The organism is Pseudomonas sp. URMO17WK12:I11 (genome assembly GCF_007677725.1).
GTDB lineage: Bacteria > Pseudomonadota > Gammaproteobacteria > Pseudomonadales > Pseudomonadaceae > Aquipseudomonas.
Genome location: NZ_VEDF01000002.1, coordinates 424983 through 441118 on the forward strand (window position 1 = coordinate 424983; position 16136 = coordinate 441118).

Genomic DNA, 16136 nt, shown 5'->3' on the forward strand with positions numbered 1-16136 from the left:
CATCTCCCGGCATGCACCAAAATGGAACACGCTCGAATGTCAATTGACGTCACACCAATCACTATGCCGTTTGTGCATAGGTTAGCGTGCATCAGCATTGGCCGCAAAATCACCTTAAGGCCTAGGATTGGCGCCATTCCGGCATGTGCCGGGTCAAACTCGAGATGATATCTATCATGTCCTCCGCTGCATCGTTCCGCGTCGAAAAAGATCTGCTTGGTACCCTTGAAGTCCCTGCCGATGCCTACTACGGCATCCAGACCCTGCGCGCTGCCAACAACTTCCATCTCTCTGGTGTTCCGCTGTCGCACTACCCGAAGCTGGTCGTGGCCCTGGCCATGGTCAAGCAGGCGGCTGCCGACGCCAACCGTGAGCTGGGTCACCTGAGCGATGCCAAGCACGCTGCCATCAGTGCAGCCTGCGCCCGCCTGATCAAGGGCGACTACCACGAGCAGTTCGTGGTGGACATGATCCAGGGTGGCGCCGGTACTTCCACCAACATGAACGCGAACGAAGTCATCGCCAACGTCGCGCTGGAGGCCATGGGTCACCAGAAAGGCGAGTACCAGTACCTGCACCCCAACAACGACGTGAACATGGCGCAGTCGACCAACGACGCCTACCCGACCGCCATCCGCCTGGGCCTGCTGCTGGGTCACGACGCGCTGCTGGCCAGCCTCGACAGCCTGATCCAGGCCTTCGCTGCCAAAGGTAAGGAATTCGATCACGTGCTGAAGATGGGCCGTACCCAGCTGCAGGACGCCGTACCGATGACCCTGGGGCAGGAATTCCGCGCCTTCGCCACCACCATGACCGAAGACCTGCAGCGCCTGCGTTCGCTGGCTCCAGAGTTGCTGACCGAAATCAACCTGGGCGGTACTGCCATCGGCACCGGCATCAACGCCGACCCTGGCTACCAGGCACTGGCAGTCCAGCGCCTGGCCACCATCAGCGGCCAACCACTGGTTCCGGCAGCCGACTTGATCGAAGCCACCTCGGACATGGGCGCCTTCGTGCTGTTCTCGGGCATGCTCAAGCGCACCGCGGTCAAACTGTCGAAGATCTGCAACGACCTGCGCCTGCTGTCCAGCGGCCCGCGTACCGGCATCAACGAGATCAACCTGCCGGCGCGTCAGCCGGGCAGCTCGATCATGCCGGGCAAGGTCAACCCGGTAATTCCAGAGGCCGTCAACCAAGTGGCCTTCGCCATCATGGGTAACGACCTGGCCCTGACCGTCGCCGCCGAAGGTGGCCAGCTGCAGCTGAACGTGATGGAGCCGCTGATCGCCTACAAGATCTTCGACTCGATTCGCCTGCTGCAACGCGCCATGGACATGCTGCGTGAGCACTGCATCGTCGGCATCACCGCCAACGAACAGCGCTGCCGTGAGCTGGTCGAGCATTCGATCGGCCTGGTTACCGCCTTGAACCCGTACATCGGCTACGAAAACGCCACGCGTATCGCCCGCGTCGCCCTGGAAACCGGCCGCGGCGTGCTGGAGCTGGTCCGTGAAGAGAAGCTGCTGGATGACGCGATGCTCGACGACATCCTGCGTCCGGAAAACATGATCGCGCCGCGCCTGGTTCCGCTTAAAGCGTAACCAAGTCACTGCAACACCGTCTCACCAGGTCGAGGGACTAGACACCTCTCAACCTTTCAGAGGCCCGAGCGCACGCTACGGGCCTTTTTTTTGCCTGACAGGCCCGCTGCATGCGCCGCTGCGGCGTCGGCACGCAACTTGCTCCATAATGCCTCCCAGCCCCCGGGATGAGCGAGCGATGCTGCACAGCCACCTGACCACCCTCAACGCTGTTTCCCTGATCCTCAACCTGTTCCAGGAAGAGGGCTGCGAAGCCATGACGCTGCTCGACGGCAGTGGCATAGGCCCGGCGGACCTGGGCCACAGCGATGCGCGCATCACCACCCAGCAGGAACTGCAAGTCTGCGCCAATGCCGTCGCCAGGCGTGAAGAGATTGGCCTGGAACTGGGCCGGCGCATGCATGTGTCGTGCTACGGCATGCTTGGTTACGCCCTGCTCTCCAGTGCCACTTTGGGTGACGCCCTGCGCCTGGCGCTGCAGTATCCGGCACTGCTGGGAACGGTGTTCACGCTGCGCCTGGTCGACGATGGCCGGCGCGTATGGCTCAGCGCCAGCGACTACCGCGATGCGCCCGCGCTGGCCTCGTTCAATAGCGAATTCTGCATGGTGTCGTTGAAGGTGATCTGCGACGACCTGCTTGGCCGCACCCTGCCACTGCTCGGTGCACGCTTCGAGCACAGTCGGCCCGGCTATCACCGGCTGTATGCCGGAGCCTTCGAATGCCCGCTGGCGTTCGAGGCCGAAGACAGCGCGTTCGCCTTCGAGCGCCGCTGGCTCGACACCCCGTTGCCGCTGGCCGATCCAATCACCCACAAGGCCATGAGCGAGCGTTGCCGGCAGTTGAACCTGGAGTTCACCGGTCGCCAGGCCTGGCTTGGGCGTATTCGCCAGCTGTTGCTGCAGCAACTGGATGCTGCGCCTGGCCTTGAGGGCCTGGCACGGCAGATGAACTGCTCATCGCGTACCTTGCGCCGGCATTTGCAGGCTTTGGGCTGCAGTTATCAGCAGTTGCTCGACCAGGTGCGCTTCGAGCGAGCCAAGCAACTGCTCGCCGACGAGCACATGCCGATCTACCGCATCGCCGAGTGCCTGGGCTTCAGCGAGACAGCCAGTTTCCGCCACGCCTTCCAGCGTTGGAGTGGCGTGGCGCCGAGTCATTTTCGCGGGTAGAAACCAGCGACAGCGCCAGGCGGCCATTCAGCTTGGCCATATCGATCCCCTTTTGGCCAGTTGCGTCGTTCTCGCTCACTGCCTCGACCATGAAAATGGAGCCACGCCAGTCCCGACGGAGAACAACAAATGCTGACTGTGTATTCCGATGATCATCGCCTGCACCATGGCCGCTGCGAGCTGATCGACGGCAAGCTGATGCCCTGTTTCGAAATGCCTTCGCGCGCCGACCACGTGCTGCAGCAGGTCCACACGCGCAACCTGGGTGAGGTGCAGGCACCCACTGACTTTGGCCGGGAGCCGCTGCAGCGCATCCACAGTGCCGCTTACCTGGATTTCTTCGAAGGTGCCTGGGCCCGCTGGGCCGCGCTGGGTCACGAAGGTGACCTGCTGCCGTTCACCTGGCCCGCGCGGACCCTGCGCCAAGTCAAACCAACCGGTTTGCACGGTGAATTGGGTTACTACAGCTTCGATGCCGGTGCGCCGATCACCGCCGGCACCTGGCAGGCCGCCTACAGCGCCGCGCAAGTGGCGCTTACCGCTCAGGCCGCTATCGCGCAAGGCGCTCACGCAGCGTTCGCCCTGTGCCGGCCACCGGGGCACCATGCCGCAGCCGAAGTCATGGGCGGCTACTGCTACTTGAACAACGCCGCCATCGCCGCCCAGGCGTTTCTCGATCAGGGCCGCAGCAAAGTGGCCATCCTCGATGTCGATTACCACCACGGCAACGGCACCCAGGACATCTTCTACCAGCGCAGCGATGTGTTCTTCGCCTCGATTCACGGTGATCCGCAGGATGAATTTCCGTTCTTCCTCGGTTATGCCGATGAGACCGGTGAGGGCGCAGGTGCTGGCTACAACATCAATTACCCGTTGCCTGCCGGTAGCGACTGGGCAGCCTGGAGCGCTGCACTGGAAGATGCCTGTCAGCGCATTGCCGCCTACGATGCCGAGGTGCTGGTGATTTCACTGGGTGTGGACACCTTCAAGGACGACCCGATCTCGCAGTTCAAGCTGGACAGCCCGGATTACCTGGAAATGGGCAAGCGCATCGCCGCGCTCGGCAAGCCGACCCTGTTCGTGATGGAAGGCGGCTACGCTGTGGAGGAAATCGGTATCAACGCGGTCAATGTGCTGGAAGGTTTCCAGCGCGCCCAGCCAGGAGTCCGATAATGGCCCGACTCAAGCGTCTGCTCGCCCCTTGCATCGCTGCAAGCCTGTTCGCCGCAACCTTGCAGGCGCACGCCGAACAACGAACCTTGCGCGTGTATAACTGGTTCGATTACATCACCCCGCAGACCTTGACCGATTACCAGAAGGACAGCGGGGTCAAGTTGGTGTACGACATCTTCGACACCAATGAGGCGCTGGAAGCCAAACTCCTGACGGGCAATTCCGGCTACGACGTGGTGGTGCCCTCTAATGTGTTTCTGGCCAAGCAGATCGAAGCCGGTGTGTTCCAGCCGTTGGACCGCAGCAAGCTGCCGAACTGGCAACACCTGGACCCGGCGCTGATGAAGCTCATCGAAGCCAACGACCCAGGCAACAAGTTCGCCGTGCCTTATATGTATGGCACGATCCTGATCGGCTTCAACCCAGAAAAGGTCAAGGCAGCGCTGGGCGAGAACGCACCGGTCGACAGCTGGGACCTGATCTTCAAGCCTGAAAACATTGCCAAGCTCAAGCAGTGCGGGGTAGCGCTGCTCGACTCACCGTCCGAAATCCTGCCGCTGGCATTGCAGCATCTGGGCTTGCCGCCGAACAGCGACAAGCCAGAGGACTACAAGAAGGCCGAGGCGCTGATGCTGAAAATTCGGCCTTCGATCACCTACTTCCACTCTTCCAAGTACATGGCCGACATCGCCAATGGCGACATCTGTGTCGCCGTCGGCTACAGCGGCAGCTTCTCGCAGGCAGCCAACCGCGCCAAGGAAGCGAACAATGGGGTGCAGGTGGACATGCGCCTGCCCAAGGAAGGTGCGCCGATCTGGTTCGACATGCTGGCGATCCCAAAGAACGCGGCCAATGCCGAGGATGCCCACGGCTTCATCAATTACTTGCTGCGCCCTGAAGTGATTGCGCCCATCAGCGACTTCGTCGGCTATCCCAACCCGAACAAGGACGCGACCGACAAGGTCAGCCCGGCGATACGCAACAATCCGAACCTTTACCCGACTGCTGAGGCGATGACCAAGCTCTATACCCTCAAGCCCCTGCCGCGTGACGCCGAGCGGGCGCGCACCAGGGCCTGGACGCGGATCAAGTCCGGTACCTGAGGCAACCTGCCATATCCGGGGCCGCACAGCGGCCCTTTTTCATTTCTTCCAAGCTTTGCGCAAGCGCATCAATGCTTCGGCGATTTGCCCTTCGGGCACCGCAGCAAAGCCCAGGACCAGCCCGGCTCGCTTATCCACAGGCGCCGATGAATCAGGTAGCCAATAGCCGCTGAGCGGATTGACCTCCACCCCTGCCGCTTCAGCCTTGGCCACCAACTCCCGCTCGCGCGCAAGGTTATCCACAGCGACTTTCACATGCAGACCCGCAGCGACCTCTGGCATCTCGCCCAACCCGGCCACGTCTGTAGGCCAACCTGCCTTGAGTACGTTGCGTCGGCTCAACGCCGCCTTGCGCATACGGCGGATATGGCGCTGGAAATGGCCCTGGGCCATGAATTGGGCCATCACACATTGAGTACCGACCTCCGAATGCCTGACCGCCAGAGCCCGCGCCTGACTGAACGGTTGCATCAAACGTGCTGGCAACACCAGATAGCCCAGCCGCAACGCCGGGAAGGCGATCTTGCCGAAAGTGCCGACGTAAAGCACCCGGCCTGCCCTGTCGAGCGCTGCCAACGGCGCGAGCGGTGCCCCGGTGTAGCGGTACTCACCGTCGTAGTCGTCTTCGATGATCCAGCCGTTGCGGTGCTCTGCCCACTCCAGCAGGGCCAGGCGCCGGGCCAGGCTCAGGGTCACACCAGTGGGGTACTGATGGGCAGGGGTCACATACGCCAGGCGGCAATCGGCCATCTGCCACAGCTGCTGGCACTGCATGCCCTGCTCGTCCACTGGCACGCCGGATACCTTGCCGCCGGCCATTGCAAAAGCGTGCCCTGCGGCTCGGTAACCGGGGTTTTCCACAGCCACGCCATCCCCTGGCTGCAACAGCAGCTGTGCACAAAGGGTTATCGCCTGCTGTGCGCCGCTGGTGATCACTATTTGTTCAGCGCTGCAACTCAGACCGCGCGAGCGACGCAGGTAAGCGGCGATCAACTCGCGCAGTGCGGGCTCGCCTGCGGGGTCGCCGTAGCCCAGTTGTGCAGGGTCCGGGTTACGCCAGAAGCCCGCTTGTAACTTGGTCCAGACGTCGAAAGGAAAGAGATCGAAGGCCGGCACCCCCACCCGAAAAGCGCGTGGCGCACCCGCTCTAGGCAGCGGCAGATGATGATTTTTCAATCGTTCGATGGGCGCCTGAAATGACGCTTCACTGGATAAAACCTCAGTATCGGCAGTCAAAAATGTGGATAAGTCTGTTGATAAACCCTGGGATAACCCTGTGGACAGTTGTGTGGATAGTTTCCCCAGGCGGGTCACGTAGGTGCCGTCGCCGACGCGACTCTCGATGAAGCCTTCGGCATATAGCTGGTCGTAAGCCCGGATAACGCTGTTGCGCGACAGCGAGATGATCCGCGCCAGGTCACGCGTGGCCGGCAACCGTGTGCCGCTGCTCAAACGGCCATCGAGCACTCGTGCGCGCAGGGCCTGATAGAGCTGCTGGGCCAATGGGCGACGGCGGTCGAGGACAATGCCGGCAGGATCGAACGGCAGCGCAATGGATAACTCGTTCATGGGAATTGGACCTATCAAAAGACTAGGTAATGGCTCTTACCGGGAACCATTAGCTTGCCTAGCATGAGTCCATCGAACAAGGACCTTCATATGTACAACAGCAAACCCCACCAGGAGCATGATCTGCAGCGCTTGCATCAACGGATGCTCGAAACACGTCTGGCGATCTTGATCAGTCATGGCGAACACGGCTTGCTGGCCACTCACCTGCCCGTGCTGGTCGATACCCAGGAAGGCGAGAACGGTACTGTCTACGCCCATCTGGCCCGAGCCAATGCGCAGTGGCAGGACCTGCAAAATGCGGCTGAGGCGTTACTCGTGTTTCCAGGGCCTGACGCTTATGTGAGCCCCAGTTATTACCCCAGCAAAGCCGACAACCCGAACGTGGTGCCAACTTGGAACTACCTCGCGGTGCATGCCTACGGCGCGGTCGAAGTGATCCATGACCCCGCCCCGCTGCTGGACATCGTAAGCCGCCTGACCGCACGCCATGAAGAGGGCCGCAGCGCGCCCTGGCAGGTCTCTGATGCGCCGGCCGACTACCTCGACAGCATGCTGCGCGCCATCGTCGGCATCCGTTTGCCGATCGCCCGCCTGCAAGGGGCACGCAAGCTCAGCCAGAACCGCTCTGTCGAAGACGTCGCCGGCGTGCGTGACGGCCTGAGCGCCAGCCCCGACCACCTGGACAATCAACTCGCCGCGCAGATGCGCTCACTCTGAAGGACTAGCCCATGCCCACCGTTACCTTGCGCCCTGTCAGTACCCATGATCACGCTGCCTGGTTCGATCTCTGGCAAGCGTACTTGCGCTTCTATCAAACCGAATTGGCGCAAGACGTCACCATCAGCACCTGGCAACGCCTGCTCGAGCCCAGCGAGCCGACCCATTCGACGCTGGCCTGGGTCGATGGCCGTGCGGTGGGCATGGTCAACTTCATCTATCATCGCTCCAACTGGAGCATCGAGAATTCCTGCTACCTACAGGATCTCTACGTCGACAGCGGCCAGCGCGGCTTGGGCATCGGTCGCCAACTGATCGAGCATGTCTATGCTCAAGCCAAGGCCGACGGCTGCAGCAAAGTGCACTGGCTGACCCACCAGACCAATGCCACCGCGATCAGCCTGTACGAGCAAGTCGCAGAGCGCTCGGGCTTCATTCAATTTCGCAAAGGGTTGTAGGCCATATGACTGATGCACTGAACTGGACCCCCGCTGCGACACCCAAGGCCGAGCCCATCGATGGCCGCTTCATTCGCCTCGAAAAGCTCGAGGCTGCGCGCCACGGTGACGATTTATGGGCGGTGCTGCAGGGGCCGGCCGCGGACCCGGCACTGTGGGACTACCTGCCCTATGGCCCATTCAGCGAGCGCAGCGCCTTCGATCGCTGGCTGCAGGGCCACGCTACGGGCCAGGATCCCCTGTTCTTCAGCGTGATCGACCGCCGCAGCGGGCAGGCCCAAGGTTTGCTCAGCCTGATGTCGATCGTGCCCGTTCACGGTCGCATCGAAATCGGCCACGTCGCCTTCGGCGCTGCCATGCAGCGCACGCCCAAGAGCACCGAAGCGGTGTATCTGCTGGGCAAATTGGCGTTCAAGCTGGGCTACCGCCGCCTGGAATGGAAATGCAACAACGCCAATGCCCGCTCAAGGCGCGCTGCGCAGCGGTTCGGCTTTGCCTTCGAAGGGGTGTTCCGCAAGCATATGGTGGTCAAGGATCACAACCGTGACACCGCCTGGTACTCGATTACCGATGACGAGTGGCCGCAAGTGGCGGCAGGCTTCGAGCGGTGGTTGAGCGAGGAGAACCAACGGCCTGACGGCCAGGTTGAAACGCTTGAGCAATGCCGCAAAGCCTAGCTTGGCGCGCCCCCCCGGAGCGAAGGCAAAAAAAAAAAGGGGAGCATTCGCTCCCCGGAGGTTAACCGCTTGTAGCGTGAAGCCTGTTTCAGCCTTCGATCTCGATCAGGATTTCACCCGGCGTCACGCGATCGCCCTTGGCCACGTGAATGGCCACGACCTTGCCGGCGATGGCAGCCTGCACTTCGGTTTCCATCTTCATCGCTTCGGTGATGAGCACGGCCTGGCCGGGCTTGACCGTGTCGCCCTCCTTGACCAGCACATCGACGATGTTGCCCGGCATGGTGGTGCTGACATGGCCAGGGGCGCTGGCCTGCTTGCGCTTGCTGCTGCCACCGCCGACGAATTCATTGAGCGGCTCGAACACCACTTCCTCGGGCATGCCGTCGATCGACAGGTAGAAGTGGCGCTTGCCTTCTGCCTTGACCCCAACCCCAGTGATATCGACCCGGTAGGTTTCGCCGTGCACATCGATGACGAACTCGGTCGGCACCCCTTCGCCACCAGGCGCGGCGACCGCCCCGGCTTCCGGAATCGGCAGCAGCGCCTCAGGGGTGAGGGTGCCTGCCTCGCGTTCTTCAAGGAACTTGCGTCCGATATCAGGGAACATGGCAAAGGTCAGCACGTCTTCTTCGCAACGCGCCAGTGCACCGATCTCGGTACGCAGCTTGGCCATTTCTGGCTTGAGCAGGTCTGCCGGGCGTACGTCGATCACTTCTTCGCTGCCGATCGCCTGGCGGCGCAGCTGCTCGTTGACCACGCCCGGTGCCTTGCCGTAGCCGCCTTGCAGGTACAGTTTGACCTCGTTGGTGATGGTCTTGTAACGCTCGCCAGCCAGCACGTTGAAGAACGCCTGAGTGCCGACGATCTGCGAAGTCGGGGTCACCAGCGGCGGGTAACCGAGGTCTTCCCGGACCCGAGGAATTTCGGCCAGCACTTCGTTCATGCGGCTGAGCGCGCCCTGTTCCTTGAGCTGGTTGGCCAGGTTGGAAATCATGCCGCCCGGTACCTGGTTGACCTGCACGCGGGTGTCCACGGCGGTGAACTCGCTTTCGAACTGGTGATACTTCTTGCGCACCGCATAGAAGTACAGGCCGATTTCCTGCAGCAGCTCAAGGTCGAGCCCGGTATCGAACTCGCTGCCCTTGAGTGCAGCGACCATCGACTCGGTACCCGGATGGCTGGTGCCCCAGGCAAAACTGGAGATGGCGGTATCGATATGGTCGGCACCGTTTTCCACGGCCTTGAGCTGGCACATGGCGGCCAGCCCTGCGGTGTCATGCGAGTGGATGAACACCGGCAGCGACTGTTCGGCCTTGAGCGCCCTGACCAGCTCGCCGGTAGCGAACGGGGTCAGCAGCCCGGCCATGTCCTTGATCGCGATGGAGTCGCAACCCATGGCTTCCATCTGCTTGGCTTGGGCCACGAAGGCGTCGATGGTGTGTACCGGGCTGACGGTATAGGCGATGGTGCCCTGGGCGTGCTTGCCGGCGGCCTTGACCGCTTCGATCGCCACGCGCAGGTTACGTACGTCGTTCATGGCATCGAAGATGCGGAACACATCGATACCGTTGACCGCGGCCTTGGCCACGAAGGCCTTGACCACGTCATCGCTGTAATGCCGGTAACCCAGCAGATTCTGGCCGCGCAGGAGCATTTGCAGACGAGTGTTGGGCAGTGCTGCGCGCAGCTTGCGCAGGCGCTCCCATGGATCTTCCTTGAGAAAACGCACGCAGGCGTCGAAGGTGGCGCCGCCCCAGACTTCGAGCGACCAATAGCCGACCTTGTCGAGCTTGTCGCAGATCGGCAGCATGTCTTCGGTGCGCATGCGGGTGGCCAGCAAGGACTGGTGGGCGTCACGCAGGATGGTGTCGGTGACGTGGATTTTCTTGGACATTGTTATCTCCTCAAAGCGGCGAGCTTCAAGCTGCAAGCGGCAAGAAAAGCTGATCTGCTTTTACTTGCAGCGTGCCGCTTACAGCTTGCAGCTGCATTCATAGGCCTGCGTGGGCGGCGATGGCGGCGGCGATGGCTAGGGCCAGCTCTTCGGGTTTGCGCTTGATCGAGTAATTGGTCAGTTCCGGGTGGCTTTCAACGAAGCTGGTATTGAACTGACCACCACGGAATTCCGCATTGCGCAGGATCTCCTGGTAATACGCGGCGGTGGTCTTGACCCCCTGCACACGCATGTCGTCCAGGGCGCGCAGGCCACGGTCCATGGCTTCTTCCCAAGTCAATGCCCAGACCACCAGCTTCAGGCACATGGAATCGTAGAACGGCGGAATGGTGTAACCGGTATAAATCGCCGTGTCGGTGCGCACACCCGGGCCACCTGGGGCGTAGTAGCGGGTGATCTTGCCGAAGCTGGGCAGGAAATTGTTCTTCGGATCTTCAGCGTTGATGCGGAACTGCAAGGCGTAGCCGCGGTGCTGAATGTCTTCCTGCTTGACCGACAGGGGCAGGCCCGAGGCGATGCGAATCTGCTCGCGGACCACATCGATGCCGGTGATTTCTTCGGTGATGGTGTGCTCGACCTGGACGCGGGTATTCATTTCCATGAAGTACACCTCGCCATCGGCGAGCAGAAACTCCACGGTGCCGGCGTTCTCGTAGTCCACCGCCTTGGCCGCACGCACCGCCAGGTCGCCGATGTAGGCGCGCTGCTCGGGCGTCAGCTGCGGGCTGGGAGCAATTTCGATGAGTTTCTGGTTGCGTCGCTGGATCGAGCAATCGCGTTCGAACAGGTGCACGACGTTGCCAAAGCTGTCGCCGAGGATCTGCGCCTCGATGTGCTTGGGGTTGACGATGCACTTCTCGAGGAACACTTCGGCCGAACCAAACGCCTTGGTGGCCTCGGAGATAACCCGCGGGAAGTTCTGCTCCAGTTCTTCACGGCTGTTGCAGCGGCGGATGCCACGGCCACCACCGCCTGAGGTCGCCTTGAGCATCACCGGATAACCGATGCGCTCACCTTCGCTCAGGGCTTCATGGATGTCGGCAACATTGCCTTCGGTGCCGGGCGTGACCGGCACACCGGCCTGAATCATGGTGCGGCGCGCTTCGGTCTTGTCACCCATGCGGCGGATGACCTCAGCCGCCGGGCCGATGAACTTGATCCCGCGTTCAGTGCAGATTTCGGCAAGCTCGGCGTTTTCCGACAAGAAACCGTAACCGGGATGCAGCGCATCGCAGCCGGTTTCAACGGCAAGGTTGACCAGCTTGCGCGGGTTGAGGTAACCCTCCAGCGGCTCGGCACCAATGCTGTAGGCCTCGTCGGCACGCTTGACGTGCAAGGCGTGACGATCGGCATCGGAATAGATCGCGACAGAGCGAATACCCATTTCGGCACAAGCCCGCACGATGCGGACTGCGATTTCACCCCGGTTGGCGATCAGGATTTTTTTTATCACTGGATTCTTCCCAAAGCCGTAGGAACAGACGATCCGGTTCTACCGGTCGGCGCGGCCAGTGGTTACTGGCCAGTCGCACAATCACCCTAGCGCCGTGGGTCGATAAACAAAAATCAATATTTGTTAGAGGCAGTATTAGCAAAAGCTTATAGTGCGGTAACAAGGTATTGCCCAAGAGATAATAAAAATGCGTAAGTCCTTGATGCGCATGACATTGCGCCAGCTTCAAGTGTTCAATGAGGTGTGCGACTTGCGCTCATACAGCCGCGCTGCCGAAGAAATGGCACTCACTCAGCCTGCTGTCAGCTTGCAGATTCGCCAGCTCGAAGAGTTGATCGGCCAGCCGCTTTTCGACTATGTGGGTAAAAAGCTGTACCTCACCGAAGCGGCCGAAGCGTTGCAACGGGCCAGTCGCGATATCTTCGGGCGCCTGGAGAGCCTCGACATGCAGTTGTCGGACATGCAGGGCTCACTGCAAGGGCAATTGAAGTTGGCGATCGAATCCAGCGCCAAGTACTTCGTGCCGCACCTGTTCGCGGCTTTCAAGCAGCGCCATCCGGAGGTCAACCTGACCTTGACGGTGGTCAATCGCGCCCAGGCCATCCGCCGCCTTTCCGATAATCGCGACGATCTGATCATCATGTCGATGGTGCCGCAGGACATGGGCCTGGAGTTTCTGCCATTTCTCAACAACCCGATCGTGGCCGTCGCCCCGCCCGGGCATCCGCTGACCAAGCTCGAGCAGCTGCGCTTGCAGGACCTGGAGCCGCACACGTTGCTGGTGCGTGAGCAAGGATCCGGTACGCGCAAAGCCTGCGAGGAATACTTCAAGGACAAGCGCGTGCACTTCACCCAGACGCTGGAGGTCGCCTCCGCCGATGCCCAGCGCGAGTGCGTGATCGCAGGCCTGGGCATTGCCTTGCTGACCCGCCATGCGGTGAACATGGAACTGGCAACCGGGCTGCTCCAAGAGCTGCCCGTCGAGGAGCTGCCGCTGTACCGCAGCTGGTGCGTGGTGCAGGCCAAAGCCAAGCGACAATCGCCGGTAGCGCTGGCGTTTCATGCATTCATTCGCAGTGAACGTGCGTTGATCAGCACGCTTGTCGAACGTTTTTCAGGGAGTTCGCTGCCGCCACCTGCCACCCGGTGAGCGCGTGCAAATCGGGGTAGTCGGACAACTCGCGCTGCAGTTGGCGCTGGTCGCAGTAGCTCTCGATGGCGCGGCGGTAGGCCATGCGACGCTGATCTTTTTCCTGCTGCTTGCGCGCTTTGGCGTTGGGCAGATAGGTACCGTCGAAATCACGAGCCATGGCGTGTCTCCCTGAGCGGATGCGGGAGCTTCAGACTGGCCTGACAGGTTGACAGTTTGGCTGTGAACGGGTGACAGAACGATGAAAGGTGACGAAGTGTGCCGGCGCGCAGCCAGCACAGGGCCAGCATCAGTCTTCCGTGGCCTTGATCGACTTGGGCGACAGGCGCAGGCTGCGCAAGCTGCGCTTGACGCTCTTGAGGTGATTGACCAGGCTGGGGCCGCGCGCCATGGCGACACCCATGGCCAGCACGTCGATCACCACCAGGTGAGCGATGCGCGAGGTGAGCGGGGTGTAGATTTCGGTGTCTTCATGCACGTCGATGGCCAGGTTGACCGTCGACAACTCGGCCAATGGCGTTGCGCTTGGGCACAGGGTGATCAGGTTGGCCCCGCTTTCGCGCACCAGGTTAGCAGTGATCAGCAGATCCTTGGAGCGGCCTGACTGGGAAATGCACACCGCCACGTCACCGGGCTTGAGCGTCACCGCCGACATCGCCTGCATGTGCGGGTCCGAATACGCCGCAGCGCTGAGCAACAGGCGGAAGAACTTGTGCTGGGCGTCGGCGGCCACCGCGCCAGAGGCGCCGAAGCCGTAGAACTCCACGCGTTGCGCCTGGGCCATGGCGCTGACTGCCTGCTGCAGCGCCTGCGGATCAAGGTGCTCGCGCACTTCCATCAAGGTGTGCAGCGTGGTGTCGAAGATCTTCAGGCTGTAGTCGGCAACCGAGTCGTCTTCATGGATGGCGAACTGACCAAAACTGGCGCCAGCCGCCAGGCTCTGGGCAAGCTTCAGCTTCAAGTCCTGGAAGCCCGAGCAGCCGATGGCCCGGCAAAAACGCACGATGGTCGGCTCGCTTATGCCCACGTTGTGCGCAAGGTCAGCCATGGAGCTGTGCATCACGGCAGCTGGGTCCAGCAGCACATGGTCGGCGACCTTGAGTTCCGATTTGCGCAGCAGATGGCGCGATTGGGCGATATGTTGCAACAGATTCACGGGCTGGACTCGGTTATGATCGGCTGGCCGGGATGTAGCTTTCTTGTAGTTATACTACATGGACGCCAACCCGCCCAGTTAAACGAACGTGGAGCGTGGTGGTTTGACTATTCCTTGCGACATTCTGGTATTCGGCGGCACGGGCGACCTGGCCTTGCACAAGCTCCTGCCGGCGCTCTATCACCTGTATCGCGAGGCGCGTTTGCACAATGCCGTGCGCATCATCGCGCTGGCGCGCCGGCACATAAGCCGTAACGAATACGTTCGCCTCGCCGAGCGGCACTGCCGTGCACAGATTGCCCGCAACGACTTCGAAGAAGAGGTCTGGCAGCGCTTCAGCGCGCGCCTGGACTATTTCCCACTGGACGCCTCGCAAAGCGCCGACTTCGGTCGCCTGGCGCGCTATCTGGGGGAGCCGGGCGGGTTGACGCGGGTGTTCTACTTGGCCACCGCCCCCAATCTCTTCGCCCCGATCGCCACCCACCTGCAGATTGCCGGGCTGGCCGACAGCGAAGCGCGCATCGTGCTGGAGAAACCGATTGGCCATTCGCGGGCCTCGGCCACGGCCATCAATGAGGCGATCGGCGCCGTGTTCGGCGAATCGCAGGTGTTTCGCATCGATCACTACCTGGGCAAGGAGACGGTGCAGAACCTCATGGCGCTGCGCTTTGCCAATGCGCTGCTGGAGCCCGTCTGGCGCAACGGCCAGGTCGATCACGTGCAGATCAGCGTGTGCGAAACCCTGGGTGTCGAGAACCGCGGGGCATACTACGATCGCGCCGGTGCGACCCGTGACATGCTGCAGAATCATCTGTTGCAGCTGCTGTGCCTGGTGGCGATGGAGCCACCGGCGCAGTTCGAAGCCGAGGCCGTGCGGGACGAAAAGGTGAAGGTGCTGCGCGCACTCAAACCCATCTGCGGCCAGGACGTGCAGGACAAGACCGTGCGTGGGCAATACGGTGCCGGCTACATCGGCGGCCAGGAGGTGCCGGCGTACTACTTCGAAAAGGACGTCGATAACGACACCGACACTGAAACCTTCGTGGCGGTGCAAGCGCACATCGATAACTGGCGCTGGGCCGGGGTGCCCTTTTATCTAAGAACCGGCAAACGCATGGCGCGCCGCTCATCGCAGATCGTCATCCAGTTCAAACCGGTACCCCATGAGCTGTTCACTGGCGGGCAGGTCAACCAGTTGGTGATCCAGTTGCAACCTGAAGAACGTATCAGCTTGCGCATGATGAGCAAAAGCCCGGGCAAGGGCATGCGCCTGGAACCGGTCGAGCTGGACCTGAACCTTGCGCAGGTGTTTGGCCAGACCCGTCGCTGGGAAGCCTACGAGCGGCTGCTGCTGGACATTGTCGAGGGTGACTCGACGCTGTTCATGCGCCGCGACGAAGTCGATGCCGCCTGGGCCTGGATCGACCCCATCCTCAATGGCTGGCAAGAGCATTTCCAGGCGCCCCGCCACTACGCCGCCGGCAGCAATGGGCCGGAACAGGCCAATACTCTGTTGGCCCGGCACGGCAGGCACTGGCACAGCTGAAACGCTTCGCTCTGCTGGCCCCATCGAACTATCCGCATTCTGGCGTGCAGAAGGGCATACCGCCCTTCTGCACACAGGAGTTCACCCATGTCCATCGCCAGCAAGAACTGGAAGGTCCAGCACGACAAAATGCCGCCAGGCGCCCGCCTGCGGGTGCACGGCACGGTCACCGTCAATCACCCGGGTATCGAACCGGTACTGGTCAGGCGCGCTGCCCAGAACGGTTCGACGACCGTCACGCTGGACCTTGAGCTGCAGCGCAAGGAAGGCGCATTCGTACAAGTCGTTTGCGACAAGGCTGTACGCTTCGAGGAGTCGATCCTCGACACCGTGTCGCAGGTGGAGATTTTCCATGACGGACAATTGCTCGCGTCCATCACGGACATTCTGATCACCCACTGA

The 16136-nt window shown here is 61.6% G+C and carries 15 protein-coding genes; 10 read left to right on the forward strand and 5 right to left on the reverse strand.

The window, feature by feature from the left end:
- Window positions 1-176 precede the first annotated feature (176 nt).
- From aspA to FS665_RS05265, 4 genes are all read left to right on the forward strand, one after another.
- On the forward strand, window positions 177-1601 hold the full coding sequence (gene aspA, locus FS665_RS05250) for an aspartate ammonia-lyase (RefSeq protein ID WP_145184448.1): 1425 nt from the start codon (window positions 177-179) through the stop codon (window positions 1599-1601).
- Window positions 1602-1779: 178 nt separating this feature from the next.
- Window positions 1780-2772: an AraC family transcriptional regulator gene (locus FS665_RS05255; RefSeq protein ID WP_145184451.1), complete on the forward strand. Its 993-nt coding sequence runs from the start codon at window positions 1780-1782 to the stop codon at window positions 2770-2772.
- A gap of 129 nt (window positions 2773-2901) precedes the next feature.
- Window positions 2902-3945, forward strand: a complete 1044-nt coding sequence (locus tag FS665_RS05260; RefSeq protein ID WP_145184454.1) for a histone deacetylase family protein — start codon at window positions 2902-2904, stop codon at window positions 3943-3945.
- Window positions 3945-5048, forward strand: a complete 1104-nt coding sequence (locus tag FS665_RS05265; RefSeq protein WP_145184457.1) for an extracellular solute-binding protein — start codon at window positions 3945-3947, stop codon at window positions 5046-5048. Before FS665_RS05260 ends, FS665_RS05265 begins: the two co-directional genes overlap by 1 nt.
- Window positions 5049-5087: 39 nt before the next feature.
- Here FS665_RS05265 and FS665_RS05270 read toward each other — a convergent pair whose 3' ends face one another.
- On the reverse strand, window positions 5088-6617 hold the full coding sequence (locus FS665_RS05270) for a PLP-dependent aminotransferase family protein (RefSeq protein WP_145184460.1): 1530 nt from the start codon (window positions 6615-6617) through the stop codon (window positions 5088-5090).
- A 90-nt stretch (window positions 6618-6707) separates the two neighbouring features.
- Here FS665_RS05270 and FS665_RS05275 point away from each other — a divergent pair, with 90 nt between their 5' ends.
- From FS665_RS05275 to FS665_RS05285, 3 genes are read left to right on the forward strand one after another with little or no spacing between them, the layout of a single operon-like run.
- Window positions 6708-7337: an FMN-binding negative transcriptional regulator gene (locus FS665_RS05275; protein WP_145184463.1), complete on the forward strand. Its 630-nt coding sequence runs from the start codon at window positions 6708-6710 to the stop codon at window positions 7335-7337.
- Window positions 7338-7348: 11 nt separating this feature from the next.
- Window positions 7349-7795, forward strand: coding sequence for a GNAT family N-acetyltransferase (locus FS665_RS05280; protein ID WP_145184466.1), 447 nt, complete (start codon window positions 7349-7351; stop codon window positions 7793-7795).
- A gap of 5 nt (window positions 7796-7800) precedes the next feature.
- A complete protein-coding gene (locus tag FS665_RS05285) occupies window positions 7801-8472 on the forward strand; it encodes a GNAT family N-acetyltransferase (protein WP_145184469.1) in 672 nt (223 codons plus the stop codon).
- Between the two features lie 88 nt (window positions 8473-8560).
- Here the strand turns inward: FS665_RS05285 and oadA are convergent, their stop codons facing one another.
- Together oadA and FS665_RS05295 are read right to left on the reverse strand one after the other, a co-directional pair.
- A complete protein-coding gene (gene oadA, locus FS665_RS05290; protein WP_145184471.1) occupies window positions 8561-10369 on the reverse strand; it encodes a sodium-extruding oxaloacetate decarboxylase subunit alpha in 1809 nt (602 codons plus the stop codon).
- 97 nt (window positions 10370-10466) lie between these two features.
- The gene (locus FS665_RS05295) at window positions 10467-11882 is read right to left on the reverse strand and encodes an acetyl-CoA carboxylase biotin carboxylase subunit (RefSeq protein WP_145184474.1); all 1416 of its coding nucleotides are present in this window, start codon (window positions 11880-11882) and stop codon (window positions 10467-10469) included.
- Window positions 11883-12069: 187 nt separating this feature from the next.
- Between FS665_RS05295 and FS665_RS05300 the strand changes: the two genes are divergently transcribed.
- Window positions 12070-13032 (forward strand): LysR family transcriptional regulator, encoded by a 963-nt coding sequence (locus FS665_RS05300; RefSeq protein ID WP_145184477.1) that lies wholly within the window; start codon window positions 12070-12072, stop codon window positions 13030-13032.
- Here FS665_RS05300 and FS665_RS05305 read toward each other — a convergent pair.
- Together FS665_RS05305 and hexR are read right to left on the reverse strand one after the other, a co-directional pair.
- Window positions 12974-13192 carry a PA3496 family putative envelope integrity protein gene (locus FS665_RS05305; protein WP_145184480.1) on the reverse strand — a complete coding sequence of 73 codons (219 nt, stop codon included), beginning with the start codon at window positions 13190-13192 and terminating at the stop codon, window positions 12974-12976. The two genes, FS665_RS05300 and FS665_RS05305, sit on opposite strands and share 59 nt — an antisense overlap.
- Window positions 13193-13321: 129 nt before the next feature.
- Window positions 13322-14188: a transcriptional regulator HexR gene (hexR, locus tag FS665_RS05310; protein WP_145184483.1), complete on the reverse strand. Its 867-nt coding sequence runs from the start codon at window positions 14186-14188 to the stop codon at window positions 13322-13324.
- 103 nt (window positions 14189-14291) lie between these two features.
- On the opposite strand from hexR, the gene zwf reads away from it, so the two are divergent.
- Window positions 14292-15734: a glucose-6-phosphate dehydrogenase gene (gene zwf / locus FS665_RS05315; protein ID WP_145184486.1), complete on the forward strand. Its 1443-nt coding sequence runs from the start codon at window positions 14292-14294 to the stop codon at window positions 15732-15734.
- 87 nt (window positions 15735-15821) lie between these two features.
- Window positions 15822-16136, forward strand: coding sequence for a hypothetical protein (locus FS665_RS05320; protein ID WP_145184489.1), 315 nt, complete (start codon window positions 15822-15824; stop codon window positions 16134-16136).

Excerpts from the sequence above, each read along its gene's own strand:
- aspA (WP_145184448.1), top strand. The coding sequence starts at position 177 with ATGTCCTCCGCTGCATCGTTCCGCGTCGAAAAAGATCTGCTTGGTACC.
- FS665_RS05255 (WP_145184451.1), top strand. The coding sequence starts at position 1,780 with ATGCTGCACAGCCACCTGACCACCCTCAACGCTGTTTCCCTGATCCTC.
- FS665_RS05260 (WP_145184454.1), top strand. The coding sequence starts at position 2,902 with ATGCTGACTGTGTATTCCGATGATCATCGCCTGCACCATGGCCGCTGC.
- FS665_RS05265 (WP_145184457.1), top strand. The coding sequence starts at position 3,945 with ATGGCCCGACTCAAGCGTCTGCTCGCCCCTTGCATCGCTGCAAGCCTG.
- FS665_RS05270 (WP_145184460.1), bottom strand. The coding sequence starts at position 6,617 with ATGAACGAGTTATCCATTGCGCTGCCGTTCGATCCTGCCGGCATTGTC.
- FS665_RS05275 (WP_145184463.1), top strand. The coding sequence starts at position 6,708 with ATGTACAACAGCAAACCCCACCAGGAGCATGATCTGCAGCGCTTGCAT.
- FS665_RS05280 (WP_145184466.1), top strand. The coding sequence starts at position 7,349 with ATGCCCACCGTTACCTTGCGCCCTGTCAGTACCCATGATCACGCTGCC.
- FS665_RS05285 (WP_145184469.1), top strand. The coding sequence starts at position 7,801 with ATGACTGATGCACTGAACTGGACCCCCGCTGCGACACCCAAGGCCGAG.
- oadA (WP_145184471.1), bottom strand. The coding sequence starts at position 10,369 with ATGTCCAAGAAAATCCACGTCACCGACACCATCCTGCGTGACGCCCAC.
- FS665_RS05300 (WP_145184477.1), top strand. The coding sequence starts at position 12,070 with ATGCGTAAGTCCTTGATGCGCATGACATTGCGCCAGCTTCAAGTGTTC.
- FS665_RS05305 (WP_145184480.1), bottom strand. The coding sequence starts at position 13,192 with ATGGCTCGTGATTTCGACGGTACCTATCTGCCCAACGCCAAAGCGCGC.
- FS665_RS05320 (WP_145184489.1), top strand. The coding sequence starts at position 15,822 with ATGTCCATCGCCAGCAAGAACTGGAAGGTCCAGCACGACAAAATGCCG.